Origin of the sequence: Serratia sp. CY83965 (assembly GCF_052166375.1) — a bacterium.
Taxonomy (GTDB): domain Bacteria; phylum Pseudomonadota; class Gammaproteobacteria; order Enterobacterales; family Enterobacteriaceae; genus Serratia; species Serratia marcescens.
The window spans coordinates 648682-673057 of sequence record NZ_JBJNOV010000004.1; the positions used below are offsets into that span (position 1 = coordinate 648682).

Annotated in this window: 21 protein-coding genes; 9 read left to right on the forward strand and 12 right to left on the reverse strand. The window is 60.7% G+C overall.

Going from position 1 to position 24376, the window contains the following annotated elements:
• Window positions 1–32: 32 nt before the first annotated feature.
• Window positions 33–3566 (reverse strand): pyruvate:ferredoxin (flavodoxin) oxidoreductase, encoded by a 3534-nt coding sequence (gene nifJ, locus ACJ8PL_RS14020; RefSeq protein ID WP_097101942.1) that lies wholly within the window; start codon window positions 3564–3566, stop codon window positions 33–35.
• 236 nt (window positions 3567–3802) lie between these two features.
• On the opposite strand from nifJ, the gene ssmE reads away from it, so the two are divergent.
• The gene (ssmE, locus tag ACJ8PL_RS14025) at window positions 3803–4135 is read left to right on the forward strand and encodes a multidrug efflux SMR transporter SsmE (protein ID WP_004930487.1); all 333 of its coding nucleotides are present in this window, start codon (window positions 3803–3805) and stop codon (window positions 4133–4135) included.
• Window positions 4136–4611: 476 nt separating this feature from the next.
• On the forward strand, window positions 4612–4866 hold the full coding sequence (locus ACJ8PL_RS14030; RefSeq protein WP_016927569.1) for a DUF333 domain-containing protein: 255 nt from the start codon (window positions 4612–4614) through the stop codon (window positions 4864–4866).
• 23 nt (window positions 4867–4889) lie between these two features.
• On the opposite strand, the gene hslJ is transcribed toward ACJ8PL_RS14030, so the two are convergent.
• The 3 genes from hslJ to ACJ8PL_RS14045 all read right to left on the reverse strand — a co-directional run bounded on the left by hslJ (window position 4890) and on the right by ACJ8PL_RS14045 (window position 6794).
• Window positions 4890–5318 (reverse strand): heat shock protein HslJ, encoded by a 429-nt coding sequence (hslJ, locus tag ACJ8PL_RS14035; protein ID WP_033640169.1) that lies wholly within the window; start codon window positions 5316–5318, stop codon window positions 4890–4892.
• Window positions 5319–5368: 50 nt separating this feature from the next.
• On the reverse strand, window positions 5369–6361 hold the full coding sequence (locus ACJ8PL_RS14040; protein WP_442531219.1) for a 2-hydroxyacid dehydrogenase: 993 nt from the start codon (window positions 6359–6361) through the stop codon (window positions 5369–5371).
• A gap of 142 nt (window positions 6362–6503) precedes the next feature.
• The gene (locus ACJ8PL_RS14045) at window positions 6504–6794 is read right to left on the reverse strand and encodes a putative quinol monooxygenase (RefSeq protein WP_016927572.1); all 291 of its coding nucleotides are present in this window, start codon (window positions 6792–6794) and stop codon (window positions 6504–6506) included.
• A gap of 139 nt (window positions 6795–6933) precedes the next feature.
• Here ACJ8PL_RS14045 and ACJ8PL_RS14050 point away from each other — a divergent pair, with 139 nt between their 5' ends.
• The 4 genes from ACJ8PL_RS14050 (at window position 6934) to ACJ8PL_RS14065 (ending at window position 11221) form a co-directional block, all read left to right on the forward strand.
• A complete protein-coding gene (locus ACJ8PL_RS14050) occupies window positions 6934–7758 on the forward strand; it encodes a LysR family transcriptional regulator (RefSeq protein ID WP_442531220.1) in 825 nt (274 codons plus the stop codon).
• Between the two features lie 324 nt (window positions 7759–8082).
• A complete protein-coding gene (locus ACJ8PL_RS14055; RefSeq protein ID WP_442531221.1) occupies window positions 8083–10695 on the forward strand; it encodes a YdbH family protein in 2613 nt (870 codons plus the stop codon).
• Entirely contained in the window at window positions 10692–10889 is a 198-nt protein-coding gene (locus ACJ8PL_RS14060; RefSeq protein WP_004930472.1) for a YnbE family lipoprotein, read from the forward strand. The genes ACJ8PL_RS14055 and ACJ8PL_RS14060 overlap by 4 nt, the downstream gene beginning before the upstream one ends.
• A gap of 8 nt (window positions 10890–10897) precedes the next feature.
• Window positions 10898–11221 carry a YdbL family protein gene (locus tag ACJ8PL_RS14065; protein WP_049299369.1) on the forward strand — a complete coding sequence of 108 codons (324 nt, stop codon included), beginning with the start codon at window positions 10898–10900 and terminating at the stop codon, window positions 11219–11221.
• A 119-nt stretch (window positions 11222–11340) separates the two neighbouring features.
• On the opposite strand, the gene azoR is transcribed toward ACJ8PL_RS14065, so the two are convergent.
• Window positions 11341–11946 (reverse strand): FMN-dependent NADH-azoreductase, encoded by a 606-nt coding sequence (gene azoR / locus ACJ8PL_RS14070; RefSeq protein ID WP_016927576.1) that lies wholly within the window; start codon window positions 11944–11946, stop codon window positions 11341–11343.
• A gap of 269 nt (window positions 11947–12215) precedes the next feature.
• On the opposite strand from azoR, the gene hrpA reads away from it, so the two are divergent.
• Window positions 12216–16103, forward strand: a complete 3888-nt coding sequence (gene hrpA, locus ACJ8PL_RS14075) for an ATP-dependent RNA helicase HrpA (protein WP_274870000.1) — start codon at window positions 12216–12218, stop codon at window positions 16101–16103.
• On the opposite strand, the gene ACJ8PL_RS14080 is transcribed toward hrpA, so the two are convergent.
• Window positions 16081–17238, reverse strand: coding sequence for an MFS transporter (locus ACJ8PL_RS14080; RefSeq protein WP_028128336.1), 1158 nt, complete (start codon window positions 17236–17238; stop codon window positions 16081–16083). The genes hrpA and ACJ8PL_RS14080 overlap by 23 nt on opposite strands.
• A 101-nt stretch (window positions 17239–17339) precedes the next feature.
• On the opposite strand from ACJ8PL_RS14080, the gene ACJ8PL_RS14085 reads away from it, so the two are divergent.
• On the forward strand, window positions 17340–18116 hold the full coding sequence (locus ACJ8PL_RS14085; protein ID WP_016927579.1) for an AraC family transcriptional regulator: 777 nt from the start codon (window positions 17340–17342) through the stop codon (window positions 18114–18116).
• A gap of 38 nt (window positions 18117–18154) precedes the next feature.
• Here the strand turns inward: ACJ8PL_RS14085 and ACJ8PL_RS14090 are convergent, their stop codons facing one another.
• From ACJ8PL_RS14090 to asr, 3 genes are all read right to left on the reverse strand, one after another.
• Window positions 18155–18967 carry a trypsin-like serine peptidase gene (locus ACJ8PL_RS14090; RefSeq protein ID WP_016927580.1) on the reverse strand — a complete coding sequence of 271 codons (813 nt, stop codon included), beginning with the start codon at window positions 18965–18967 and terminating at the stop codon, window positions 18155–18157.
• A gap of 127 nt (window positions 18968–19094) precedes the next feature.
• Window positions 19095–19226 (reverse strand): hypothetical protein, encoded by a 132-nt coding sequence (locus ACJ8PL_RS14095; protein WP_016927581.1) that lies wholly within the window; start codon window positions 19224–19226, stop codon window positions 19095–19097.
• 35 nt (window positions 19227–19261) lie between these two features.
• A complete protein-coding gene (gene asr / locus ACJ8PL_RS14100; RefSeq protein ID WP_028127450.1) occupies window positions 19262–19537 on the reverse strand; it encodes an acid resistance repetitive basic protein Asr in 276 nt (91 codons plus the stop codon).
• Window positions 19538–19721: 184 nt separating this feature from the next.
• Between asr and ACJ8PL_RS14105 the strand changes: the two genes are divergently transcribed.
• Complete coding sequence (locus ACJ8PL_RS14105) at window positions 19722–20627, forward strand: alpha/beta fold hydrolase (protein WP_079449769.1); 906 nt, start codon at window positions 19722–19724, stop codon at window positions 20625–20627.
• A gap of 168 nt (window positions 20628–20795) precedes the next feature.
• On the opposite strand, the gene ACJ8PL_RS14110 is transcribed toward ACJ8PL_RS14105, so the two are convergent.
• The 3 genes from ACJ8PL_RS14110 to rstA are packed head-to-tail and all read right to left on the reverse strand — an operon-like array spanning window position 20796 to window position 24357.
• Entirely contained in the window at window positions 20796–22295 is a 1500-nt protein-coding gene (locus ACJ8PL_RS14110; protein WP_033640176.1) for a carboxypeptidase M32, read from the reverse strand.
• A 35-nt stretch (window positions 22296–22330) separates the two neighbouring features.
• Window positions 22331–23635 (reverse strand): two-component system sensor histidine kinase RstB, encoded by a 1305-nt coding sequence (gene rstB / locus ACJ8PL_RS14115; RefSeq protein WP_016927585.1) that lies wholly within the window; start codon window positions 23633–23635, stop codon window positions 22331–22333.
• Window positions 23632–24357 carry a two-component system response regulator RstA gene (gene rstA, locus ACJ8PL_RS14120; protein ID WP_004938307.1) on the reverse strand — a complete coding sequence of 242 codons (726 nt, stop codon included), beginning with the start codon at window positions 24355–24357 and terminating at the stop codon, window positions 23632–23634. The genes rstB and rstA overlap by 4 nt, the downstream gene beginning before the upstream one ends.
• Between the last annotated feature and the right edge of the window lie 19 nt (window positions 24358–24376).

The window sequence follows — 24376 nt, forward strand, 5'->3', positions numbered from 1 at the left end:
CAGGGCGCGAATCGCTCGCGCCCTGACAGGGGTTACTCAGCGGCGGACTTTTCCGCCTTGCCGGCCAGCAGGCTGAGGAAATCGTATTTCTCCTTCAGCTCTTTCTCGGCGGCCTGATACAGCGCGCTGGCCACCTCCGGCTGCTGCGCGTTTAGGCGACGGAAACGCTGCTCGTTCAGCAACGTTTCAGCCAGGCTGCTGTTCGGCGGCCGCGAATCCAGCGCCAATGCGGCCTTGCCCTCGGCGCTGCGGCGCGGATCGAAGCGGTACAGCGGCCAGAAGCCGGTGGCGGTCAGCTGTTTCATCTGATCGTGGCTGAGCGCCAGATCGTAGCCGTGCTCTTCGCACGGGCTATAGGCGATGATCAGCGACGGCCCCGGATAGGCCTCGGCTTCCTGAATCGCTTTCACCGTCTGGTTAAGCTGCGCCCCCAGCGAGATCTGCGCGACGTAGACATGGCCGTACATCATCATGCTGACGCCCAGATCCTTGCGCGCCTTGCGCTTGCCGTGCTCGCCGAACTTGGTCACCGCGCCCAGCGGCGTGGCTTTCGACTGCTGGCCGCCGGTGTTGGAGTAGCACTGAGTGTCGAGCACCAGCACGTTGACGTTCTCCGTCAGGCTGAGCACGTGATCCAAACCGCCGAAGCCGATGTCGTAGGCCCAACCGTCCCCGCCGATCAGCCAGATGGATTTATCCACCAGGTAATCGGCATCGGCCGCCAGCTGGCGTGCGTCTTCACCCTCGAAACTCGCCAACAGCGTGCGCAGTTCGGCGATTTGCTTCCGGCGCGGCTCCGGCGCCACGTCGTCCATCTGCAAGGCATTGACCAACTGCTCCGGCAGCTGCGGCGCCAGCGAGTTCAGCAGGCGCAGCACCCGTGCGCGATGTTGATCGACCGTCAGACGGAAGCCCAGGCCGAATTCGGCGTTGTCTTCGAACAGCGAGTTGGCCCACGCCGGCCCGCGCCCTTCGGCATTGGTGGTGTAAGGCGTGGTCGGCAGATTGCCGCCGTAGATCGAGGAACAGCCGGTGGCGTTGGCGATCAGCAAACGGTCGCCATAGAGCTGGGTCAGCAGCTTGATGTACGGCGTTTCGCCGCAGCCGGAGCAGGCGCCGGAGTATTCGAACAGCGGCGTGATCAGCTGCGAGGTGCGAATGTCGATGCGCTCCAGCTGCGCCGGATCGATTTCCGGCAGCTGCAGGAAGAAGTCGTAGTTGTCTTTTTCCGCCGTCAGATTATCGAGGCGCGACGCCATGTTGATGGCTTTGATCTCCGGGTTCTGGCGATCTTTCGCCGGGCAGACCTCGACGCACAGGTTACAGCCGGTGCAATCTTCCGGCGCCACTTGCAGTACGTATTTCTGGCCGCGCATATCGCGCGCTTTGACATCCAGAGACTGCAGAGAGGCGGGGGCGTGTTCCATCTCCGCCGGCTGAACCACTTTGGCGCGAATGGCGGAGTGCGGGCAGGCGGCGACGCAGTGGTTGCACTGGGTGCACAGGTCGGGCTGCCAGATCGGGATCGCTTCGGCGATGTTGCGCTTTTCCCACTGGGTGGTGCCCACCGGCCAGGTGCCGTCCGGCGGGAAGGCGGAAACCGGCAGCGCATCGCCCAGCCCGGCCAGCATCGCGGCGGTAACGGTTTTGACGAAGTCCGGCGCGGCGTCCGAGACCACCGGCGGGCGCATCGGGCTGCTGTCGTCGACCGGCTGCAGCGGAATTTCAATCAGTGCACCGCGGGTGGCGCCCAGCGCCTGCCAGTTGCGCTCGACGATCTCTTGGCCCTTGCTGCTGTAGCTGCGGGCGATGGCGTCCTGCAGCTGTTGCAGCGCCACGTCGCTCGGCAGGATCTGCGTCAGATGGAAGAACGCCATCTGCATCACGGTGTTGATGCGCGCGCCGAGCCGGCATTCGCGCGCCAGCTTGGCGGCGTTGATGATATAGAAACGCGCCTGGCGTTGGTACAACAACGCCTGAACCTCCTGCGGCAGGCGCGACCAGACCTCATCGGCGCCGTAAGGGGTATTGAGCAGGAAGGTGCCGCCGGGCTTCAGGCGTTCAACCATCTGGTACTTATCGATAAACTGCAGCTGGTGGCAGCCGACGAAATCCGCCTGGCTGACCAGATAGGCCGAATTGATCGGCTGCTCGCTGACGCGCAGATGCGACACCGTCAGGCCGCCGGCCTTTTTGGAGTCGTAGACGAAATAGCCCTGCGCATACAGCGGCGTGGCGTTGCCGATGATTTTGATGTTGTTCTTGGTGGCCGAGACCGAACCGTCGCTGCCCAAACCGTAGAACAGCGCTTCCAGCGAGGCGCGCTGCGGCAGGACTTCGTCGCTCAGCGGCAGTGAAAGCCCGGTGACATCATCGAAGATGCCGACGGTAAAGCGCGGGCGCGGCTGCGGCTGGGCCAGCTCACGGAACACCGCCAGCGCACAGTCCGGGCCGAACTCTTTCGATGACAGGCCGTAACGGCCGCCGATCACCCGCGGCAGCGTGACGCGCTCGCCTCGGCTGTAGGCTTCCGCCAGCGCGGTCATCACGTCCAGATACAGCGGCTCGGCCAGCGCGCCCGGTTCTTTGGTGCGATCGAGCACCGCGACGCTGCGCACGCTGTCCGGCAGCGCGCCGAGCAGATGCTGGGCGGAGAACGGCCGGAACAGCCGCACCTTCAGCACGCCGACTTTCTCGCCGCGGGTCAGCAGGGTGTCGATCACTTCTTCGCAGGTGCCGGCGGCGGAGCCCATCACCACCACCACGCGTTCGGCCTGCGGGTGGCCGTAATAGTCGAACGGCCGATAGTGGCGGCCGGTGAGGGCGGCGAAGGCTTCCATGGCGTCGATCACGTGTTGGCCGGTGGCGTCATACCACGGGTTGGTGGCTTCGCGCGACTGGAAATAGGTGTCCGGGTTGGCGGAAGTGCCGCGCACCACCGGATGATCCGGCGACAGCGCCCGGCTGCGGTGGGCGTCGATCGCCGTCTGCGGCAGCATTTGCCGCAGCGTATCGTCGCTGAGAGGCACAATCTTGTTGATCTCGTGCGAGGTGCGGAAACCGTCGAAGAAATGGATAAACGGCACGCGCGCGTTGAGGGTGGCGGTCTGTGAGATCAGCGCGAAGTCCTGCGCCTCCTGCACGCTGCCGGCGCACAGCATGGCGCAGCCGGTTTGGCGCACCGCCATCACGTCCGAATGGTCGCCGAAGATGGACAGCGCATGCGTGGCCACGGTGCGCGCGGCGACGTGCAGCACGAACGGCGTCAGCTCGCCGGCCAGTTTGTACAGCGTGGGGATCATCAGCAGCAGACCCTGCGATGAAGTGAACGAGGTCGACAGCGCGCCGGTTTGCAAGGCGCCGTGCACGGTGGCGATCGCGCCGCCTTCCGACTGCATTTCCACCACCCGGGGGATATCGCCCCAGATGTTTTGCCGGCCATCGCCGGACCAGGCGTCCGCCTGCTCCGCCATGGTGGAGCTTGGCGTGATAGGGTAGATGGCAATCACTTCGTTGGTGCGATAGGCCACGGAAGCGACTGCATTATTACCATCTGTAGTTATCATCGGCGTTACCTTTTCATTGCTCACAAAGCCGCGAAAGCGCACTTTCGCAGTAATGGAAAAAGTCTAACAGAGGGGGCGAACGTGGCTTTATCGTGTTTGTGTGGCGGGTGATAAATCGTCAAAGGCGTATTTCCTCGCCGATTAGGGGCCGGGGCAATAAATTGTTTTCACCGTTTAAAGACAATTTATTTCCGGCGCGTCATAATTGCGCATCGGCAAATTGACAGAAGAAAACCATGAGCGCATTTATGTATTTGACGATGGCGATAGTCGCGGAAGTGATCGCCACCACCATGTTGAAAGCCTCTGAGGGCTTTACCCGCCTGTGGCCGTCGCTGCTGGTGGTGCTGGGCTACGGCGTGGCGTTTTGGGGGCTGTCGATGGTGGTCAAAAGCATGCCGCTGGGCATCGTGTATGCGATTTGGTCGGGCATGGGCATCGTGCTGGTGTCGGTCGCCGCAGTGTTCGTTTATCAGCAAAAATTGGATTGGCCGGCGATCGTCGGCATGGGATTAATTATTGCCGGCGTGCTGGTGATTAATTTACTGTCGAAAGCCTCGGTGCACTGAGTGTTATTTTAATGTAAAAAAAGCCGGCGTGACAGCAAGTCGCGCCGGTTGAAGAATTCAGTTATCATTCACTGAAAATAGTGGAATGCTAATTACTTAGCGCCGCCAGCATAGACGCAAATATCGTTCTCTCCGGTAGCAAAAAATGCGCCGCCGCAATGAAAGCACGCGAAGATAATTAATACCAATGTCGCGGGAAAAACTTCCTCGATGGCAGCGGTGACGTTATCACTTTTTGCGTGCGGCCAGCGCCTGGCAGCGAGTGGCGCCGTCACGGAAATATTCTGCAAACAAAATAAATGTCCGGCCGGCGCAAAAAAACGACAAATAATGGCTGGAATATATTTTCATTATTTATATATCGAGCTAGATTAAACAAGTTTGCATCAAAGATAGCGAAACGTGTCCGCCAAGTGACGCGCGTTATCAGCAATGGCGATTTTACACAGCGCAGTTCCGGGTTCAGGAGTGGGATAATGACGACATCAAAATGGCTGCTTGCCAGCGCCGTGCTGCTTTTAGCCGCCTGCAGCAGCAATAACGAAGAGCCAGTACAGCAGGGCAACAGTGCCAGAATCAATACGTTGCAGACCAGCACCGGTTGCGCGGCGGTCGGTGGCGTTACCACCATCGCGCACAATTTGAACGGTGAAGCGCTGCGCATGTGCCAGATGCCGAACGGCAAGCAGTGCGAAGAGCGCACGCTGGCCCTGGGCAGCTGCGCCGGGTAAGCCCCGGCGCCTGGCCTGCAGGATCAATACACCCAATCGCGCAGGGTATAAATAAGCGTGTGGCCGCTGCCGGTGAGCGTCAGCTGCTGTGCGTTTAGCGTCACTTCGGCGCCGTTTTCCAGCACGGTGCCGATCACCCGATCCCAGCGGTTGCGCTGCTCATCAGGGCACAGCTTGCGCGTCGTGGCCAGCGATTTCACCGTCAGCACGCCGTCGCGTAATTGCCCCTGACCGAAAAAGCGGTTGCACATCGTGCCGGAGACATGCAGGTTCTCGCCGAACTCAAGATTGAGCAGCCCGCCGCCCGCCGGTGATTTTGCCGTGTCGCCATCCACGCTTTGCAACACGAAGTTGTGATGCAGCAGATCGCCTGGCGTGACGGCCGTGTGTGGTTTCATGCTGCACCCCGCTAAGGCCAGCGCCGCAAGGGCGGCCACCGTGGTTTTTCTCATCGCGTTCTCTCAAATAAACAGGGCGCCGCAAGGGCGCCCCGAGGTTACGCTCAGGCGTTCAACTGGTTCGGGCAGGCTTCGCCGCGATCCAACTGGCTGATGTTCTGCAGCGTGGTTTGGGAAATGCTGGTCAACGCCTCTTCGGTCAGGAAAGCCTGATGGCCGGTGAACAGCACGTTGTGGCAGGCCGACAGGCGGCGGAACACGTCATCCTGAATCACATCGTTAGACTTGTCCTCAAAGAACAGATCGCGTTCGTTCTCGTAGACGTCCATCCCGAGGGAGCCGATTTTTTGCTGCTTCAGCGCATCGATGGCGGCGGTGGAGTCGATGAGCGCGCCGCGGCTGGTGTTGATCACCATTACGCCGTTTTTCATCATCGCGAAGGCGTCGGCATTCAGCAAATGGTGGTTCTCCGGCGTCAGCGGGCAGTGCAGGGTGATCACGTCGGATTGCGCGTACAGCGTCTTCAGATCGACATACTCCACGCCCAGTTCCAGCGCCTGTTCGCTCGGAAACGGATCGTAGGCCAGCAGCTTCATGCCGAAGCCTTTCAGAATGCGCATTGTCGCCACGCCGATTTTACCGGTGCCGATCACGCCGGCGGTGCGATTGTGCATGTTAAAACCGATCAGCCCTTCCAGCGAGAAGTTGGCGTCACGGGTACGCTGATAAGCGCGGTGAATACGGCGGTTCAGGCACATCATCATGCCTACCGCGTGTTCCGCCACGGCCTCCGGCGAGTAGGCCGGCACGCGCACCACCTTGATGCCCAGTTCTTTGGCGGCGTCCAGATCGACGTTATTAAAACCGGCGCAGCGCAGGGCGAGAATTTCGACGCCCAGCGCCGCCAGTTCTTCGAGCACTTCACGGCTGCCGTCGTCGTTGACGAAGATACACACCGCCTTGCAACCGGCGGCCGTTTTGGCGGTTTTTTTACTGAGTAAAAAGTCGAAGAATTCCAGCTCATAGCCAAACTGCTGGTTCACCAGTTCGAGGTATTTACGGTCATACTGTTTGGTACTGTATATCGCCAATTTCATCGTGGTTTCTCCACCGTGATTTTGTGATCAATTTAACAGATTTTAGTAAATTCGACAATTGGTTAGCGGTTTGTCCTGCACGGGGTTTGTCCGATGAAACAGGGGGATGAAACCGGCCCGCATTGGGCCGGTTCACGCGATGTTAGCGAGCGATTTCCGTGTAATGGTGCTCATCGTAATCATGGGTCAAATACCCGTTGACGGCATCGTTAAAGGCGATCCAATGCGGCGTTTTCTGGTGTGCCGAAAGCGCCGCCTTATCGTCCCAGTTTTCGATCAGCGCATAGCTGTTTTCATCGTTCTGGCATTGCCAAAGCTGGTAAAAAGAGCAGCCGGTTTCTTTATTGGATTCCTGCACCATAGTGTTGAGCAGACTGAGAAAAGCTGGGCGTTTGGCCGGGTTGACCTGAAAAAAGACGTTGAGCGTGATCATGGTTTATTTCCTCTGTCGATAATGAAACTGGAATTTCCAGGAGGCAGCAATGTGCCGACTGCGAGCATTCTATGGGCTTGATGGTTGATTAAAAGTGAAATAAAGTTCGGTTATCATTCATTTTTGGTGAAGGCTTGCGGTGTTGAAACGTGCTCAGTTGGTCACCTTTTGCATGGTGGTTGAGTCGGAGAGTCTCACGGCTGCGGCGGAGCGGCTGTTTTGCGTGCCCTCTAACGTGACCAAGAAATTAAAAGAGTTGGAAACGGCGTGTGGCGTTACGCTATTTGAGCGTGAGCGCAATCGGCTGTCGCTCACACCGGAAGGCCGGGCGCTTTACCATAAGGCCAAGCGCTTTTTGGCTATCGAAGAGCGGGCGCGAGCGCAGCTTGAACAGGATCCGGTACAGGGTGAATTGAAGCTTGGCGCGCTGGATATCGCCTTGAGTCATCATCTGCCGCAAAAGTTGGCGCATTACCGTGCGCAGAACCGCCGCGTTCAGTTGAGTGTGGTGCAAGGCTATTCGCTGAATCTGGAGTTTCAATTGCAAAAAGGGACTCTGGACGTGGTGTTTTCAGATGGGCCGATAGAACATCCGCAGTTGCAGAGCCGGCGTGCTTTTCAGGAGCGTTTGGTCTTCATTGGCGGGGCGTATCAGCCAGCGTTGCTGGCAAAAAGCGATCTCTATGTTTATTCGCGTCAATGCCACTATCGCCATCTGGTGGACGCCTGGCTGCAAAAGCAGCAAATCATCCCCGCCGCGCTACTGGAGGTGGAATGCTACGACGTGATATTCGCCTGCGTAACAGCGGGGTTGGGGTATGCGTTTGTCCCTGAAAGCCTCGCGCGACAGCGGGAGGTGGCGTATATCGAGTGCGGGAATGAAATGCGCAGCGATATTTATGCTATCTGGCGTAAAGCGAGCGACAGCCGCATAGTACAGGCTTTTATTGAGGCCGTGATTTGAAATTAACGGCAAAAAAATCCCCACGGGGGTGTGGGGAATGGCTTCTCTAGTACACAGTTAGCTAGCAGCTAAACTTTTATTAGAATGGTTGCAAGACTATTAATCATCAACGGTAACAACAATAACAAAAGTCTGAAAACTGTCCTGTTAATGTGATGTAGTTGTAACGAAAATCTACAACTCCGCGCACGTTTGCGCCAAAAAGGTGCAAATCGCTTCTGCGAGCCCGCTCGGCTTCACCCTATGTCAAATTCGTGCCATCATTATTGTCAATTCAGGCATAGACTTAACCAATGCCTAACTCAGGAACGAAGCAATCATTTAATGACCAGGCGATTGAAAGTATTCATAGGGACGGTGGCGGGCTGCGCAATCCTGGTGCTGGCGTTGTGGCAAACCTTGCCGCGCTGGCTGCCGGGGGTGTTATCGCATTGGTTGCCGGCGGGGAGCCGCCTGGAATTGCAGGGCAAATTGCACTGGCGCCAGGGCGGCCTGGCATTGGCGGGGGCGCATTTCACTGCGCAAGATTGCCTGTTGGCCAACGTCGGGCCGACGCGGTTGGCTTACCGCCAGGGCCGCTGGCAGCTGTCGAGCGATAAGGTCAGCGTCGATAGCGCCTGTTTGTCAAAACTGCCGAGCGGCGACGCCAACAGCGCGCCGCTGGCGCTCGATCATCTGCAGCAACAGCTGCCGCCGCTGGATCTCACCATTAATGACCTGACGCTCATTCCCTGGCAGCGCTATGCCGGCAAGCTGCAGCTTTCCTCCGGCCCCGACGGGCAACGTCTGCATTATCGGGGGCCGAATCTCAGCGCCGAGGCGCAGCTGGATGAAAAACAGCAGCTGACGTTGCAGAGCCTGACCGTGGTTCCGCCCAACAGCGCACAACCGCTGCACCTCGCCGGCAAGATAACCATTCCGTTGGATCTGGCTAGCCTGCCGACGCAGGGCGCGTTGCAGGGGGAAATGCAGACCGCCTATCTGGAAAAACCGGTATTGCTGGACATGCGCTGGCAACAGCAGCAGGGCGTGTTGACGGTAAGCGAAAAAGGTGACGATCGCCCGCTGGCGGTGTTGCCGTGGGAAGTCGCGCCGCAGCGGGTCAGCATCAAGCAGGGCGAGTGGCGTTGGCCGTACAGCGAGCAGCCGTTGAACGGCGGGCTCAGTATCGCGCTGCACGATTGGAGCAAAGGGCTGGATGAAACGGAGATCAGCGCGCGGCTGAACGTCATCACCGCGGGTCACAACGGCAAGGGCAATGCGGTGCTCACCCTCGGGCCGGGCAAGGTGGGGTTGACCGACAGCGATCTGCGCTTCCAACTGACCGGCCAGGCCAATCTGGCCGACTTTTCCACTACCGCGTCGATCCCGGGCGTGATCGGCGGCAGCATTCTCAACCCGACGCTGGTTCTGCAGCCGGGTTCGTTGCTGCGCCTGTGGGGCAAGGTGACGCCGGAAATGACGCTGGAAGAGGCGCGTTTGCCGCTGGCGGGCGTGAAGGTGACCGCCGCCGGTATCACCGGCCGCCTGCAGGCGATTTTGAGCGCCAGCGACAGTTACTGGGGCCGCTTCAAGCTGCATCTGGACGGCCAGGCGCAGGATTTCTGGCCGGACAAGGGCCACTGGCAATGGCGCTACTGGGGCAATGGCCGCTTGCCGCCGCTGCAGGCCGCCTGGGACGTGGCCGGCAGCGGCAGCTGGCGCGACAGCGAGTTGGTGCTCGATAAACTCTCCACCGGCTTCGATAAGTTGAAGTACGGCCTGGTGACGGTCGCCGCGCCGCGCCTGAGCCTCAACCAGCCGCTGCGCTGGCGGCGTGATGAACAAAGCCCGCAGTTCAACGGTGAGCTGCAGCTGGCGGCGGATAAGGTCAGCTTCAGCGATGGCGGCTATCTGCCGGCGCCGGTGCTGGCGCTGCAGGTGAACGGCCGTTCGCCGGACAGTTTCCAACTGCAGGGCAAACTGCAGGCGCAACAGATTGGGCCGATCGCGCTGCGCGGCCGTTGGGACGGCGAACGTTTGCGCGGCGAAGCCTGGTGGCCGAAACAGTCGCTGAAGGTGTTCCAACCGTTGCTGGCGCCGGATCTCAATCTCACGCTGCGCGACGGCGAGTTTTACGCGCAGTCGGCGTTTTCCGCCGCCCGCGAACAAGGGTTCGAGGCCGGTGGCCACTGGGTGGTGAAAAACGGCGGCATGTGGCTGAAGGACGGGGAGATGAGCGGCCTGGATTTCATCCTGTCGTACCGGTTCAAGCAGCATCACTGGCAATTGGGGGCCAAACAGCCGGTATCGCTGCGCATCAAGTCTTTCACCAACCTGTTCGAGATGCAGAACATTTCCGCCGATTTGCAGGGCACCTATCCTTATAGCGAAGGGCAGCCGCTGACGTTGAGCAACGTCGGCGTGGACATGCTCAACGGGCATATCAGCCTGTCGGCGCTGCGGTTGCCGCAGCATGACGCCGCGGTGCTGAAGCTGGACAAGGTCGATCTCAGCGCGCTGTTCACCGCTCTGAAACCGAAGCAGTTCGCCATGTCCGGCCGGGTCGACGGCGAGCTGCCGCTGTTCCTGAATCACCCGAAATGGCTGGTGCAAAACGGCTGGATCGCCAACGCCGGCACATTGACGCTGCGCCTGGACAAGGACATGGCCGACGCCATCGGCAGCAACAACCTGGCGACCGGCGCGGCGATCGACTGGCTGCGCTACATGGAAATCAACCGTTCGCACGCCCGGGTCGATCTCGACAACCTGGGCGAGCTGACGCTGAGCGCGCGCATCGACGGCATCAACCCGCAGAAAAGCGCCAAGCGCGAGGTGATCCTGAACTATCGCCATCAGGAAAACGTGTTTCAGCTGTGGCGCAGTTTGCGCTTCGGCGACAATTTACAGGAGTGGCTGGAGCAGGCCCTCTCACAACCTGGGGAGCAACAATGAAAATCATGAGTGTGTCGGCGCTGGCAGCGGTGCTGTGCGTTTCGCTGCTGAGCGGCTGCGTGCCGCGCATCGAGGTGGCGACGCCGAAGGATCCGATCACCATCAATATGAACGTCAAGATCGAGCATGAAATTCATATCAAGGTGGATAAGGACGTCGAAAACCTGCTGAAAACCCAAAGCGGTCTGTTCTAGGAGCCGACATGAAAAAACGTTATTTGTGGCTGGCCGGCGCCGCCTGGCTGTTCAGCGGCCTGGCGATGGCGTTGACGCTGGATGAGGCGAAGCAGCAAGGTCGGGTGGGGGAAACCCTGAGCGGTTATATCGCGCCGGTGAAGCAGGACGCGGAAACCCTGGCGCTGGTGAAACGCATCAACGCCGGCCGCGCCGAGAAGTATCAGGAAGTGGCGGACGGCAACCATATCGCCGTCGACGAAGTGGCGCGCATGGCCGGGCAAAAGCTGGTGACGCGCGCGCAAAGCGGCGAGTATGTGCGCGGCATCAACGGGCAGTGGCTGAAGAAATAAAAAAAAGCGCGCCGTCTGGCGCGCCAAAAGATACGGATAGATGATTATTATGAGGGTAGTGCAGGTTTGACAGGACTTGCCTCTTGTCCGGCAGGGGCACGGCGCCCCTGCGCAGGGTCTTAGGCAGCAACCACCTGAGACAGGGCCGCCTTGGCGTCTTCCTGTGCTTTGGTCGCCACTTCCGGGCCATAGGCGATGCCTTCCGCGAAGACGAACTCCACGTCGGTGATGCCGATGAAGCCCAGGAACAGACGCAGGTAAGGTTCTACCAGGTCGGTCGGGGTGCCTTTATGGATGCCGCCGCGGCTGGTCAGGATCACGGCGCGTTTGTTTTTCACCAGGCCTTCCGGACCGTTTTCGGTGTAACGGAAGGTCACGCCGGCGCGGGCAACCAGGTCGAAATAGTTTTTCAGCTGGGTCGGGATGTTGAAGTTGTACATCGGTGCGGCAATCACGATGACGTCATTGGCCTGCAGCTCGGCGATCAGCTCGTCCGACAGCGCCAGCGCTTCTTGTTGACGCGGGGTCAACGGAGCATCGGAAGGACGCAGCGCGCCGACCAGTTCGCCGTCCAGCACCGGGATTGGCTGTGCGGCCAGATCGCGCACGGTGATGGTGTCGCCGCCATGGGCGTTGCTCCATTGCTCTACGAAGAAATCGGCCAGTTGGTTAGACTGAGAGTAGGTCGCCAGGATGCTTGATTTCAGAACCAATACGTTGCTCATCGATAATTCCTTACGTTGTGACAGTGACATCAGGACTCAGCGTCCCTTGCATGAAGTACATGCTATTCACATTCCACACACAGTGATAGCGCAATATTTCGAGATCTTCGTTCGATTTTATTGAATAACATGCCGAGGCTTTACTCGCGAAAGTAGGGAGGAAAAGCCGTTTGTGATAGGCTGTGCGGCTAAAGCAAAAAAATCGCTAAAAAAACATTAAACCGTTGCCAAGCCTGGTCTTGGCCACGATGAAACAAGGAACACCGAACGTGAAATCTCCGCTCGAGGCACTGCCGGCCCAACTGGGCGAGCTGATGCTCCGCGATCAACAACGCCTGCGTCGTCGCCTGCAGGGCGCACGAAAAATCAAAAATCCCGATGCCCAGCTGGCGGTCGCCGCCGAAGTGGAAAGCGACATCGCGGCGGCGCGGCAAAAAGTGCAGGCGCGCGCCGCGTCTTGCCCGCGCATTACCTATCCGGAAAGCCTGCCGGTCAGCCAGAAAAAGCAGGACATCTTAAACGCTGTCCGCGATCACCAGGTGGTGATCGTTGCCGGGGAGACCGGTTCGGGGAAAACCACCCAGTTGCCGAAGATCTGTCTGGAGCTGGGGCGTGGCGTGAAAGGGCTGATCGGCCATACCCAGCCGCGCCGCCTGGCGGCGCGCACCGTCGCCAACCGCATCGCCGACGAGCTGGAAACCCCGCTTGGCGGCAGCGTGGGCTACAAGGTGCGCTTCAACGATCAGGTGGGGGAAAACACCCTGGTCAAGCTGATGACCGACGGTATCTTGCTGGCGGAGATTCAGCAGGATCGCCTGCTGATGCAGTACGACACGCTGATCATCGATGAAGCGCACGAGCGCAGCCTCAACATCGACTTTATTCTCGGCTACCTGCGCGAACTGTTGCCGAAGCGCCCGGATCTCAAGGTGATCATCACCTCGGCGACCATCGATCCGCAGCGCTTCTCGCGCCACTTCAACAATGCGCCGATCATCGAGGTTTCCGGACGCACTTACCCGGTGGAGGTGCGTTACCGTCCGGTGGTCGACGACGGCGACGATACCGATCGCGACCAGCTGCAGGCGATTTTCGATGCGGTGGACGAGCTTGGACGCGAAGGGCCGGGCGACATTCTGATCTTCATGAGCGGCGAGCGCGAGATCCGCGACACCGCCGACGCCCTGAACCGCCTCAATCTGCCGCACACCGAAGTGCTGCCGCTGTATGCGCGCCTGTCGAACAGCGAGCAGAATCGGGTGTTCCAGTCGCACCACGGCCGCCGTATCGTGCTGGCCACCAACGTGGCGGAAACCTCGCTGACGGTGCCGGGCATCAAATACGTCATCGATCCGGGCACCGCGCGCATCAGCCGCTACAGCTTCCGCACCAAGGTGCAGCGCCTGCCGATCGAGCCGGTGTCGCAGGCCTCCGCCAACCAGCGTAAAGGGCGTTGCGGCCGCGTGTCGGAAGGGGTGTGCATTCGTCTGTACTCCGAACAGGATTTCCTGTCGCGGCCGGCGTTTACCGATCCGGAAATTCTGCGCACCAACCTGGCGTCGGTCATTCTGCAGATGACCTCGCTGGGGCTGGGCGACATCGCCGCGTTTCCGTTCGTCGAAGCGCCGGATAAACGCAACATTCAGGATGGCGTGCGCCTGCTGGAAGAGCTGGGGGCGATCGCCACCGCCGACAACGGCCACTATCAGCTGACGCCGCAAGGCCGCCAACTGGCGCAGTTGCCGATCGACCCGCGTCTGGCGCGCATGGTGCTGGAAGCGCAGAAGAGCGGCAGCGTGCGCGAGGTGATGATCATCACCGCCGCGCTGTCGATTCAGGATCCGCGTGAGCGCCCGATGGACAAGCAGCAGGCCTCGGACGAAAAACACCGCCGCTTCGCCGACAAAGACTCGGATTTCCTGGCGTTCGTCAACCTGTGGGATTATCTGCAGGAGCAGCAAAAAGCGAACTCTTCCAGCCAGTTCCGCCGGCTGTGCCGCAACGATTTCCTCAATTACCTGCGGGTGCGCGAGTGGCAGGATATCTATACCCAACTGCGCCAGGTGGTGAAAGAGCTGGGGTTGCCTATCAACAGCACGCCTTCCGACTACCGCAGCGTGCACACCGCGCTGCTGACCGGCTTGCTGTCGCACATTGGCCAGAAGGATGCGGACAAGCAGGAATTTACCGGCGCGCGCAACGCCCGCTTCTCGATCTTCCCCGGCTCCGGCCTGTTCAAGAAGCCGCCGAAGTGGACCATGGTGGCCGAACTGGTGGAAACCAGCCGCCTGTGGGGGCGCATCGCCGCGCGCATCGAACCGGAATGGATCGAGCCGCTGGCTCAGCATCTGGTGAAACACAGCTACAGCGAGCCGCACTGGTCGAAGTCGCAGGGGGCGGTGATGGCCAGCGAAAAGGTCACGCTGTTCGGTTTGCCGATCGTCGCGGCGCGCCAGGTCAATTACGGCGCCATCGATCCATTGCTGTGCCGCGAGCTGTTTATCCGCCATGCGCTGGTGGAGGGGGACTGGCAGACGCGCCACGCCTTCTTCCGCGACAACCAAAAGCTGCGCGCCGAAGTGGAAGAGCTGGAGCATAAATCGCGCCGCCGCGATATTCTGGTGGACGACGAAACGCTGTTCGGCTTCTACGATCGCCGGATCCCCAACGACGTGGTGTCCGGCCGTCATTTCGACAGCTGGTGGAAGAACGCGGCCAAACAGCAGCCGGATCTGCTGAACTTCGAAAAAGAGATGCTGATCAAAGACGGCGCCAACAAGATCAGCGCGCTCGACTACCCGAACTTCTGGCATCAGGGCAATCTCAAGCTGCGGCTGAGCTATCAGTTCGAACCGGGCACCGACGCCGACGGCGTGACGGTGCATATTCCGCTGCCGATCCTCAATCAGGTGGAGGAGCAGGGCTTCGAGTGGCAAATCCCCGGCATCCGCCGTGAGCTGGTGATTGCGCTGATCAAGTCGCTGCCGAAACCGGTGCGTCGCAACTTCGTGCCGGCGCCGAACTACGCCGAGGCGTTCCTGGGCCGCGTAACGGCGCTGGAATTGCCGCTGCTGGACGCGCTGGAGCGCGAGCTGCGGCGCATGACTGGTGTGACCGTGTCACGTGATGACTGGCAGTGGGATCAGGTGCCCGATCACCTGAAGATGACTTTCCGCGTGGTGGGAGAGAAAAACCAGACGCTGCGCGAAGGCAAAGACCTGGCCGCGTTGCGCCTGCAGTTGAAAGAGAAGGTGCAGGAGACGCTGTCGGCGGTGGCCGACGACGGGCTGGAGCAGAGCAATCTGCATGTCTGGAGCTTTGGCCAACTGCCGGTGTTTTACGAGCAGAAGCGCGGCGGCTATTCGATGAAGGCGTACCCGGCGCTGGTGGATGAAAAAGACAGCGTGGCGATCCGCCTGTTCGACAGCGAAATCGAGCAGCAACAGGCGATGTGGCAGGGCACGCGCCGCCTGCTGTTGCTGAATATTCCTTCGCCGATCAAATACCTGCATGAAAAGTTGCCGAACAAGGCCAAGCTGGGGCTCTATTTCAACCCGTACGGCAAGGTGCTGGAGCTGATCGACGACTGCATTTCGTGCGGCATCGACAAGCTGATCGCCGAACACGGCGGCCCGGTCTGGCAAGAAGAAGGCTTTGCGCGCCTGCAGGAGCAGATCCGCGCCGAGCTGAACGACACGGTCGTCGAGGTGGCCAAGCAGGTTGAACAGATCCTGACGGCGGTCTTCAACATCAACAAACGGCTGAAGGGCCGGGTGGACATGTCGTTGGCGCTGGCGCTGTCGGACATCAAGACCCAGCTCGGCGGGCTGGTCTACCGCGGCTTCGTGACCGGCAACGGGTGGAAACGCCTGCCGGATACGCTGCGTTACCTGCAGGCGATCGAGCGCCGATTGGAAAAATTGGCTATCGATCCGCACCGCGACCGCGCGCAGATGTTGCGGGTGGAGCAGGTGCAGCAGGCGTGGCAGCAGTGGTTGAACAAGCTGCCGCCGAAGCGACAGCAGGAGGAAGAGGTGAAGGCGGTGCGCTGGATGATCGAAGAGCTGCGCGTCAGCCTGTTCGCGCAGCAGTTGGGCACGCCTTACCCGATTTCCGACAAGCGCATTTTGCAAACTATCGAGCAGCTTTCGGGTTAAGCTCGGGCGCACCGGCCGGCAAGCGGCCGGCGCACCACAGGCTCAACAGGCCGCACAGCAGCAGCGTGGCGGCCAAGTCCTGCCCGCGCGCCGCGATCGTCAGCCCCAGGCCGATCAACAGATAGTACAGCAGCCCGAATAACGCGCCGGCGGTGCCGAGTTGCTGCCGGTAGCGGCTCAGCGCCTGGCTCAGCACATTCGGGATAGCCAACCCGAACGCCAGCATCACCAGCGCACAGGGGAGCAGCATCCACAGGCTGTGTTGCCACCAGAACAATGCCACGCCGCTGGCCACCGCCAGCAAACCGCCCAGCAGGATCTGATGTTTGGCGCTGACGCCGCGCGCCAGCAGGTGGCGGTTCAACAGCGCCCCCGCCAGGCTGCCCAAAGCCAGCATCACGCCCGAGTAGCCAAATTGTTGGCTGTTCAACCCCAGCCTTTCGAACATGAACGGCGCCAGGCTGAAGTAGCTGAACACCATGATATTGAAGCTGGCGACCAGCAGCGCCGAGCACCAGATGTGCCGATCGCGCAGTATTGCCGTCAGGGCAATGCCCGGCGCGGCGGCCGTTGCGGTTTGCCGCCGTCGCGTTTCCGGCAATGTGCCGTAGCTCCACAGCAGCAGCGCCAGCGCCCAGGCCGCCTGCGCGGTGAAAATCGCCGCGCTGCCGCCCCAGGCGACCAGCGCGCCGCCGGCGAACATCCCCAGCAGCGGGCTGATGGAGAGCGCGATGCCGACCAGCGCGAACATGCGCCCCAGCGCCGGGCCTTGATAGACATCACGCAGCATGGTTTGCGTGACGATTGAGCCGACCGCGGCGCCGAAGGCGATCAGCGCACGGGCGGCCAGCAACAGCGTGAAACTGCCGCTCAGCAGCGCGAGGCCGGCGCCGACCAGATAGAGCGCCAGGCCGGCCAGCATCGCCGGACGGCGGCCGAACCGATCGCAGAAGGCTCCCCAAAAGGCGACGCCGAGGGCGAAGGCGAAGAAATAGATGGATAACGTCTGCCCGGCCTGTGCGGCGCTGACGCCGAAATCGCTGCGGATGGCGGTGAGCGCCGGGCTGTACAGCGTTTCCAAGAGCTGCGGCGTCATGATGGCGGTGACGAGCAGCGGCAAAGATAAGCGTTGCATGATGCACATTCTCCCTAAAAGTTAAGGCGGCCAGTATAGGGAGCGGCGTTTTGTTCGATTACAATCATCCGGACAAAAAACAACAGGTATAGGACAGTCTGATGGCGCTGATTCAACAGCATCACCCGTTCGACCCGGATCGGCTGCCGGCACCGGCTCTCGGCATCGCGGCGGCACTGGCGGAGCACGACTCCGGGCTGCATTGGCATCAGCGTTCGCAGCTGCTGTATGCGCCGCAGGGGTGCATGACGGTCACGTTGGCGCAGCAGTGGCTGATTCTGCCGCCGACGCGCAGCGTCTGGATACCGGGCGGCATTGCGCATCGGGTGCAGCTGCGCGGCCGCGTCGCGTATCGCTCGCTGTATTTTGATCCGGCGCTGACGGCCGCCATGCCGCCACAGGCAACGGTGCTGGCGGTAAACCCGCTGTTGGCGGCGATCGTCGAGCGCATCGCGCACTGGCCGCTGGACTATGCGTTGGCACAGCCCCACGCGCGCGATTTGCTGGCGGTGCTGATCAATGAGTTGGGCGAGGCGCAGCGCGAGAATACCCAGTTGCGGCTGCCGCAGGATAAGCGTCTTGCCGCCTGGTTGGCGACGCTGCCGGAGAGCGACGAGTTGCCGGCGTTGGCGGCGTTGGCGCAGCGCTTGCACCTGCACGCCAAAACGCTGACGCGGCTGTTTCAGCGGGAAACCGGCCTGAGCTATCAGCAGTGGTGCCAGCAGTGGCGGCTGATGCGCGCGATCGAACTGCTGGCGTCGTTGCCGTCGGTCAGCGCGGTGGCGCAGCGGTTGGGGTTTTCCAGCGACAGTGCGTTTATCGCGTTTTTCCGTCAGTTCACCGGCACCACGCCGCGGCGCTATATGCAAGGGGGCTGAAAAAGCACAACGGCGCATAATGCGCCGTTGTGAGAGGATTATTTGCCTGCCGCCAGGGCGTCCAGCGCTTCGCGGATGCCCGGCACCGCCAGGGCGCGGTTATCGGCGCGATAGCGATCTTTCGCCGCCGGCGCCGAGCTTTGGATGGCGATCAGTTGCCAGCCGTCGGCGGTTTTCAACAGCAGCGGTGAGCCGCTGTCGCCGGGCAGGGTATCACATTGGTGCGACAGTACGCCTTGCTGAGCCCAGCCGGTGACCTTGCAGTTTTGGTGGCTGTAGAGGTCATCCAGGTGGTCTTCCGGGTAACCCGCCTGAGTTATCAGCCGCTTGGCCTGTTTTAGGGCCTGGGTCAACGCCTTGCTGTCGCCTTGCCACAGCGGCAACGGGGCGATCGGCAGCGGCTTTTTGTCTTTCAGACGGATCAGCGCAAAGTCATAAGCGGCCGCAGCGGGCGGGACGATCCAGCCATCACCGTCCGGCTTCAGCTTTTTGCCCAGCTTGCTGTCGACCAAGGTCTCGATATCACCGGTTTGATACCGCCAGGATTTATCGCCCGCCACGAAGCGCAGGGCGATGGCTTTATCCAGTTGCCCGGGCGGCGCCAGAACGCAGTGGCCGGCGGTCAACGCCAGGTGCGGAGAGATCAGCGTGGCGGTACACAGATTGCCGCTGGCGGTTTCGACCTGGCCGATGGCTTGCCACGGCTGGGCGGCGGTATCCGTGACCTTGATTCGTTCATCTTTGCCGAAAAACAGACGCGTTTGCTCGGCCTTGGACGGGCCGTCGGCGCGTGCCGCCTGAGCAGCGATAAGCGGGAGTGAGCACAGCAACAGTAAAACGGATATGCGCATAGATCTCTTGCCTGACAAATACGGATCATCCATAAACACACTGAATGCTAACTATAGACTGATTTAGCAGCCATGTGGATGGGCAATAATTGATTTTTCAATAATTTCCCGCCGGCAACGCGGCAGGCTACAGGTAAAAAAAGACGGCGATCAGTCCGCAAAGGATCAGGGCGGTCAGAACGATCTCGAACAGGTAGCGGCGCAGCATCAATGAGAACCCCCCGATGAAAAAACACCCGGCGAACCGGGTGTCGTACACGTCAAGCCTGAAGCGGTGAGGGGACCCTCACGTCATTACGCTTTTTTGTGGCTGGCTTTCTTGTGGTGCTTTTTAGCCGCCTGGGCCTTTTGAGCCGGGGCTTTCTTCGCGGCTTTTTTGTGATGCTTCTTGGCCGCCTGCGCTTTCTGTACCGGTGCTTTCTTGCCGTGGTGTTTCACCTGAGCTTTAGCCGGCGCAGCGGTGGCGGTGGTTGCGGTAGCCGCAGGTGCGGTGGTGGCAGCCTCGGCAGCGAAAGCCACGGAAGACAGACCCATTGCAGCGGCAACAACCAGAGCTAATACTTTTTTCATCGTAGAATCCTCAACATGACTTTTGGGTATCAACCCCACTGCGGGGCCGTTGAAATGATAGTAGGCAAACGGCGCCCGGCTTTCCGTGAGTGATTGGTTTCGGCATGTAACCTAATGTACAGGGCGGCGGCGGCGAGGGGATTGCTGCTATAATGACCGCCAGGCGCGATAAAAGAGATTTAAAATGAACGAGATAGTGATTCGTTGTGGCGTGACCGAACAGGGCGAGGTGCCGCTGGCCTATGAGGACTGGGGCGATGAGGCGCACCCGCCGCTGCTGCTCATCATGGGCATCGGCGCGCAGCTTCTGTTGTGGCCTGACGACTTCTGCCGCGCCCTGGTGGCCCAGGGATTTCGGGTGATCCGTTATGACAACCGCGACGTCGGCCTTTCCGGCAAAACGCAGGCGCAACGCACGCAGCCGTTGTGGCTGCTGATGCTGCGCGCCCAGCTCGGCTGGCAAACGCCGGTGCCTTATACCCTGGCGGACATGGCGACGGACGCGGCGCATCTGCTCGATCATTTACGCATCCCGCAGGCTCACGTACTGGGCGCTTCGATGGGGGGGATGATCGCCCAGGTGCTGGCCGCCGAATACCCGCAGCGCGTCGCCTCGCTATGCATCTTGTTCTCCAGCACCAATCAGCCGCTGTTGCCACCGCCGGCGCCTTCGCTGCTGTGGCTGTTGGCGCGCCGGCCGGCGGCCGATTTGACGCTGCAGCAGCGCCAGGAGGGAATGAAGGCCTTCCTGCGCGCGCTCGGTACCCGGTTTTACCCGCCGGAGGAGGCGGAACTGGATGCATTGGTGAATCGGCTGTTGAAGCGGGGCGTGGATCCCGAAGGCGTGCAGCGGCAACTTTCCGCGTTGCTCGGCAGCGGCGATCTGCGTCGCTACAGCCGGCGCATAGCCGCGCCGACGCTGGTCATTCACGGCGATCGCGATCGGCTGGTGCGCAAGGCCGGCGGGGTGGCGATCGCTCGGGCTGTCGTCAACGCCAAATTGCATATTATGCCGGGCATGGGGCATGACCTGCCTGCGCCGTTGAGGCCGCAGCTGGCGGCGATGATCGCCCGTCATGCTCTGGGATGAGAAGCCGGGACGCCGGCGTTTTTTGCCATTTTAGTTACAACATACTAATGATGAGTAGCCACCCGCCACTCTGCAGCCAAGGCGTTGTCGGCAGGGAACGTGCGCTATGAAACATTATCCGGTCATGCAGACGGAAAAAGGGCGCGGCTGGGGCCGCGCCAGGAGAGATTACAGGTAGCGGTTTTCCAAATGCTGGCGGAAGTAGCGTGGGTTGAGCGCTTCGCCGGTCGCATTGACGATCAGTGTCTCGGTCGGGAAACGGCTGCCGTGGCGCCAGATGTTGTGCTGCAACCAGTGGAACAGCGGCTGCAGGTTGCCGGCGGCGATATCTTCGCTCAGCGAAGGCAGGGCCTGGCGCACGCTGTGGAACAGCTGCGCGGCGTACATCGCGCCGAGGGTGTAAGTCGGGAAGTAGCCGAAGGCACCGTCGGTCCAATGAATATCCTGCATGCAGCCATTGCGGTAGTTGCCGATGGTGTCGAGGCCGAGGTAAGCACTCATCTTCTCATTCCACAGCGCCGGAATGTCTTCCACTTCGATATCGCCTTCGATCAGCGCTTTTTCAATTTCGTAGCGCAGGATGACGTGAGCAGGATAGCTCACCTCGTCGGCGTCGACGCGGATCAGGCCCGGTTTAACGCGCTGGTTGAGGCGAATGAAGTTGGCTTCTTCCAGCGCCGGCTGTTCGCCAAACTGTGCGGTGACTAACGGACGCAATATTTTCAGGAATTCATTGCCGCGCGCCAGCTGCATTTCGAACAGCAGGCTCTGCGATTCGTGGATAGCGGTGGAACGGGCCAGGGCGACCGGCTGGCCGAGCAGATCGCGCGGCAGGTTTTGCTCGTAGCGGGCGTGGCCGGTCTCGTGCACGATGCCGAGCAGCGCGGTCAAAAACTCTTTCTCGTTGTAACGCGTGGTGATGCGTACATCTTCCGGCACGCCGCCGCAGAACGGGTGGGCGCTGACGTCGACGCGGCCGTTGTCGAAGTTGAAACCGAGCAGTTTCATCACGCTCAGGCTCAGCTGACGCTGGGTGTCCACATTGAATGGACCTTGTGGCGCCTGGCAGGGCTCATTAGCCTGTTTGGCCACCACGCGCTGCAACAGATCCGGCAGCCAGGTTTTCAGATCGCCGAAGATGCGGTCGAGATCGCTGCTGCGCATGCCCGGTTCATACAGGTTAAGCAGGGCGTCGTAACGGCTGGTGCCGGCCGCCTGCGCGCGGATCTGCGCCTCTTCCCGACTGAGCTTGACCACCTCGCGCAGATTCTCGGCGAAGCCGTCCCAATCGTTGGCCGGGCGTTGGGCGCGCCAGGCGTGTTCGCAGCGTGCGCCGGCCAGCGACTTGGCTTCGACCAGCGAGGCCGGCAGCAGCACGGCGTCTTCATACTGGCGGCGCATTTCGCGCAGGTTGGCGCGGTCGATCTCGTCCAGCGTCTCTTGCTGCGCGCGATCCAACAGCGCGCCGGTGCTTTCCGCCGTTAAAATCTGGTGCTGCAGCACGCTCAGCTCAGCCAGCGCCTCGGAACGTGCCTTGCTGCCGCCCGGCGGCATCATGGTTTGCATGTCCCAACCGGCGATGGCGGACAGGTGGCCGAAACGCGACAACCGGCTGAACAGGGCGCGCAGGTGATCGTAAGCAGACGTGTTGGAATGTGCAGATGTCATTATTCTTCGGCTCCAATGAGAAGGGTCCGGCGGTATTACGCCAGATCGGCTTTTAAACTGAATGTCGGCTTCACCGGCCAGCAGAAACGGAAGCTGGCGCCGCCGAGCGAACTGCCTTCGACGAACACCTGCCCCTGGTAGGCGACGGCGATGGAATGGACGATGGCCAGGCCCAACCCGCAGCCGCCGGTAGCGCGATCGCGGCTGGGGTCGAGACGGACGAAAGGTTCAAACACCCGCTCGCGCTCTTCCGGCGGGATACCTGGCCCGTCATCCTCGACCTGCAAGCAGGCGAGGTCGCCGTCAAACCACAGGCCGACGCGCAGACGCTGTTCGGAATAGCGCAGCGCGTTGTTGACCAGGTTGTCGAGCACGCGCTCCATCAGGCGCAGATCGACGCCGCCGAAGTCGCCGACGTGCGGGATATCGAGCTGGATGTCGCGTTCCTGATGAATAAGACGGATATCATCGACCTTGTCCTCGAGCCATTTTGGCAGATCGATGGGTTCAATGTTTAACGCAACCTGCGGGCGATCCAAACGGGCATAGGTCAGCAGCTCGTCGATCAGCGACTCCAGCTGGCCGATATCGCGGTTCAACGCCTGCTGCTCGCCTTCGGACAGGTTATCGCTCATTTCGAGCCGGTAACGCAGGCGCACCAGCGGCGTGCGCAGCTCGTGCGCGATGCCGTCGATCAGCTGTTTCTTGCTGGCGATCAGGGTGTTGACGCTGTCGGCCATCTGGTTGAACGCCACGCCGAGCCGGCTCAGGCTGGAGGTGGGATCGAAGTGGGTGCGCTCATCCAGGTGCCCGGCGCCGAGTCGCTGGGCGGCGTTTTCCAGCTTCAGCAGATCTTGCCAGTGCGGCCGCATCCACAGAAACACCGGCAGCGCCAGCGACATGCCGATAAACACCAGCAACACCAGATCCAGCAGGCGCATCTGGTGCAGATAGAACAGATAAGGAATGGGGCCGACCACCAACACGTAGTGGCTGCGCGGAATGCGCTGCATAAAGGTGTACTGATCGTCGAGGGCGATGATTTCCCCCAGCCGCAGCCGTTTTTTCAGATCCTCGCTCAGCTCCTGTTTGCCGAGCGGTTCGATATGCAGTTTGAACGACAGGTTGAGATCCAGCGTGGCGATGGTCTTGTTCCAGTCCTTCAGCGGGATTTCGCGCAGCTCGCTGCGCATCAGGTACAGCGAACTTTTCATCAGATCGTCCATCGACTGGCGGCCGGCGCGCTCGGCGGTCACCTTGTACACCAGGCCAACCAGCATCGCCATCACCAGAAAACAGACGAACAGCAACAGGAAGAACTGGACGAAAAGTTTTCTCATTGTTGCACCGATGCCCAGGCATTAGGGGCGAACAGATAACCTTTATTGCGCACGGTCTTGATGCGAAACGGCTCCAGCGCGTTGTCGTACAGCTTGCGGCGCAGGCGGGAGATCGCCACGTCGATACTGCGGTCCATACCGTCGTAGCTCACGCCGCGCAGGTTTTGCAGCAACGCCTCGCGATCCATGATCTGCCCGGCGTGGGTCGCCAGTTCCCACAACAAATCGAAATCCGAGGTGGACAGGGTGATCGTTTCTTCGCCCAGCGTGACCTGCCGGTTGACCGGATCGATGCACAATAGCCCAAAATGCAGCGCGTTATGCTGGGTGAGCGGCTGAACCGACTCTTCTTTCGGCTGCTGGCTGTGTTGGCGCAGGTGCAAACGCAGGCGGGCCAGCAACACCGCCGGCGGCGTGGTTTTCAGGATATAGTCGTTGGCGCCCATCTCCAGCGACAGAATATGGTTCATGTCGCTGTCGAGCGAGGTGAGCAGCACGATCGGGCCGGGGAAGGTAGGGCGCAGATCGCGGCACAGCGTCATGCCGTCTTTGCCGGGCAGCATGATGTCCAGCAGCACTAAATCGGGTTGCTCGCGCTCGATGCGCGCTTGCGCGCTGTCGCCGCGCGGTTCGATCAGCACCTCGATGTCGTGTTTGCCCAGATAGGCGGCGATCAGTTTGCCGACTTCAGGATCGTCTTCCACAAAAACAATTTTATGCATATGCCCGTGTTTTAATAAG

What these genes read in the sequence shown, in the direction of transcription:
- nifJ (WP_097101942.1), bottom strand. Translation starts at nt 3,566, where the DNA reads ATGATAACTACAGATGGTAATAATGCAGTCGCTTCCGTGGCCTATCGC.
- ssmE (WP_004930487.1), top strand. Translation starts at nt 3,803, where the DNA reads ATGAGCGCATTTATGTATTTGACGATGGCGATAGTCGCGGAAGTGATC.
- ACJ8PL_RS14030 (WP_016927569.1), top strand. Translation starts at nt 4,612, where the DNA reads ATGACGACATCAAAATGGCTGCTTGCCAGCGCCGTGCTGCTTTTAGCC.
- hslJ (WP_033640169.1), bottom strand. Translation starts at nt 5,318, where the DNA reads ATGAGAAAAACCACGGTGGCCGCCCTTGCGGCGCTGGCCTTAGCGGGG.
- ACJ8PL_RS14040 (WP_442531219.1), bottom strand. Translation starts at nt 6,361, where the DNA reads ATGAAATTGGCGATATACAGTACCAAACAGTATGACCGTAAATACCTC.
- ACJ8PL_RS14045 (WP_016927572.1), bottom strand. Translation starts at nt 6,794, where the DNA reads ATGATCACGCTCAACGTCTTTTTTCAGGTCAACCCGGCCAAACGCCCA.
- ACJ8PL_RS14055 (WP_442531221.1), top strand. Translation starts at nt 8,083, where the DNA reads ATGACCAGGCGATTGAAAGTATTCATAGGGACGGTGGCGGGCTGCGCA.
- ACJ8PL_RS14060 (WP_004930472.1), top strand. Translation starts at nt 10,692, where the DNA reads ATGAAAATCATGAGTGTGTCGGCGCTGGCAGCGGTGCTGTGCGTTTCG.
- ACJ8PL_RS14065 (WP_049299369.1), top strand. Translation starts at nt 10,898, where the DNA reads ATGAAAAAACGTTATTTGTGGCTGGCCGGCGCCGCCTGGCTGTTCAGC.
- azoR (WP_016927576.1), bottom strand. Translation starts at nt 11,946, where the DNA reads ATGAGCAACGTATTGGTTCTGAAATCAAGCATCCTGGCGACCTACTCT.
- ACJ8PL_RS14080 (WP_028128336.1), bottom strand. Translation starts at nt 17,238, where the DNA reads ATGCAACGCTTATCTTTGCCGCTGCTCGTCACCGCCATCATGACGCCG.
- ACJ8PL_RS14085 (WP_016927579.1), top strand. Translation starts at nt 17,340, where the DNA reads ATGGCGCTGATTCAACAGCATCACCCGTTCGACCCGGATCGGCTGCCG.
- ACJ8PL_RS14090 (WP_016927580.1), bottom strand. Translation starts at nt 18,967, where the DNA reads ATGCGCATATCCGTTTTACTGTTGCTGTGCTCACTCCCGCTTATCGCT.
- asr (WP_028127450.1), bottom strand. Translation starts at nt 19,537, where the DNA reads ATGAAAAAAGTATTAGCTCTGGTTGTTGCCGCTGCAATGGGTCTGTCT.
- ACJ8PL_RS14105 (WP_079449769.1), top strand. Translation starts at nt 19,722, where the DNA reads ATGAACGAGATAGTGATTCGTTGTGGCGTGACCGAACAGGGCGAGGTG.
- ACJ8PL_RS14110 (WP_033640176.1), bottom strand. Translation starts at nt 22,295, where the DNA reads ATGACATCTGCACATTCCAACACGTCTGCTTACGATCACCTGCGCGCC.
- rstB (WP_016927585.1), bottom strand. Translation starts at nt 23,635, where the DNA reads ATGAGAAAACTTTTCGTCCAGTTCTTCCTGTTGCTGTTCGTCTGTTTT.
- rstA (WP_004938307.1), bottom strand. Translation starts at nt 24,357, where the DNA reads ATGCATAAAATTGTTTTTGTGGAAGACGATCCTGAAGTCGGCAAACTG.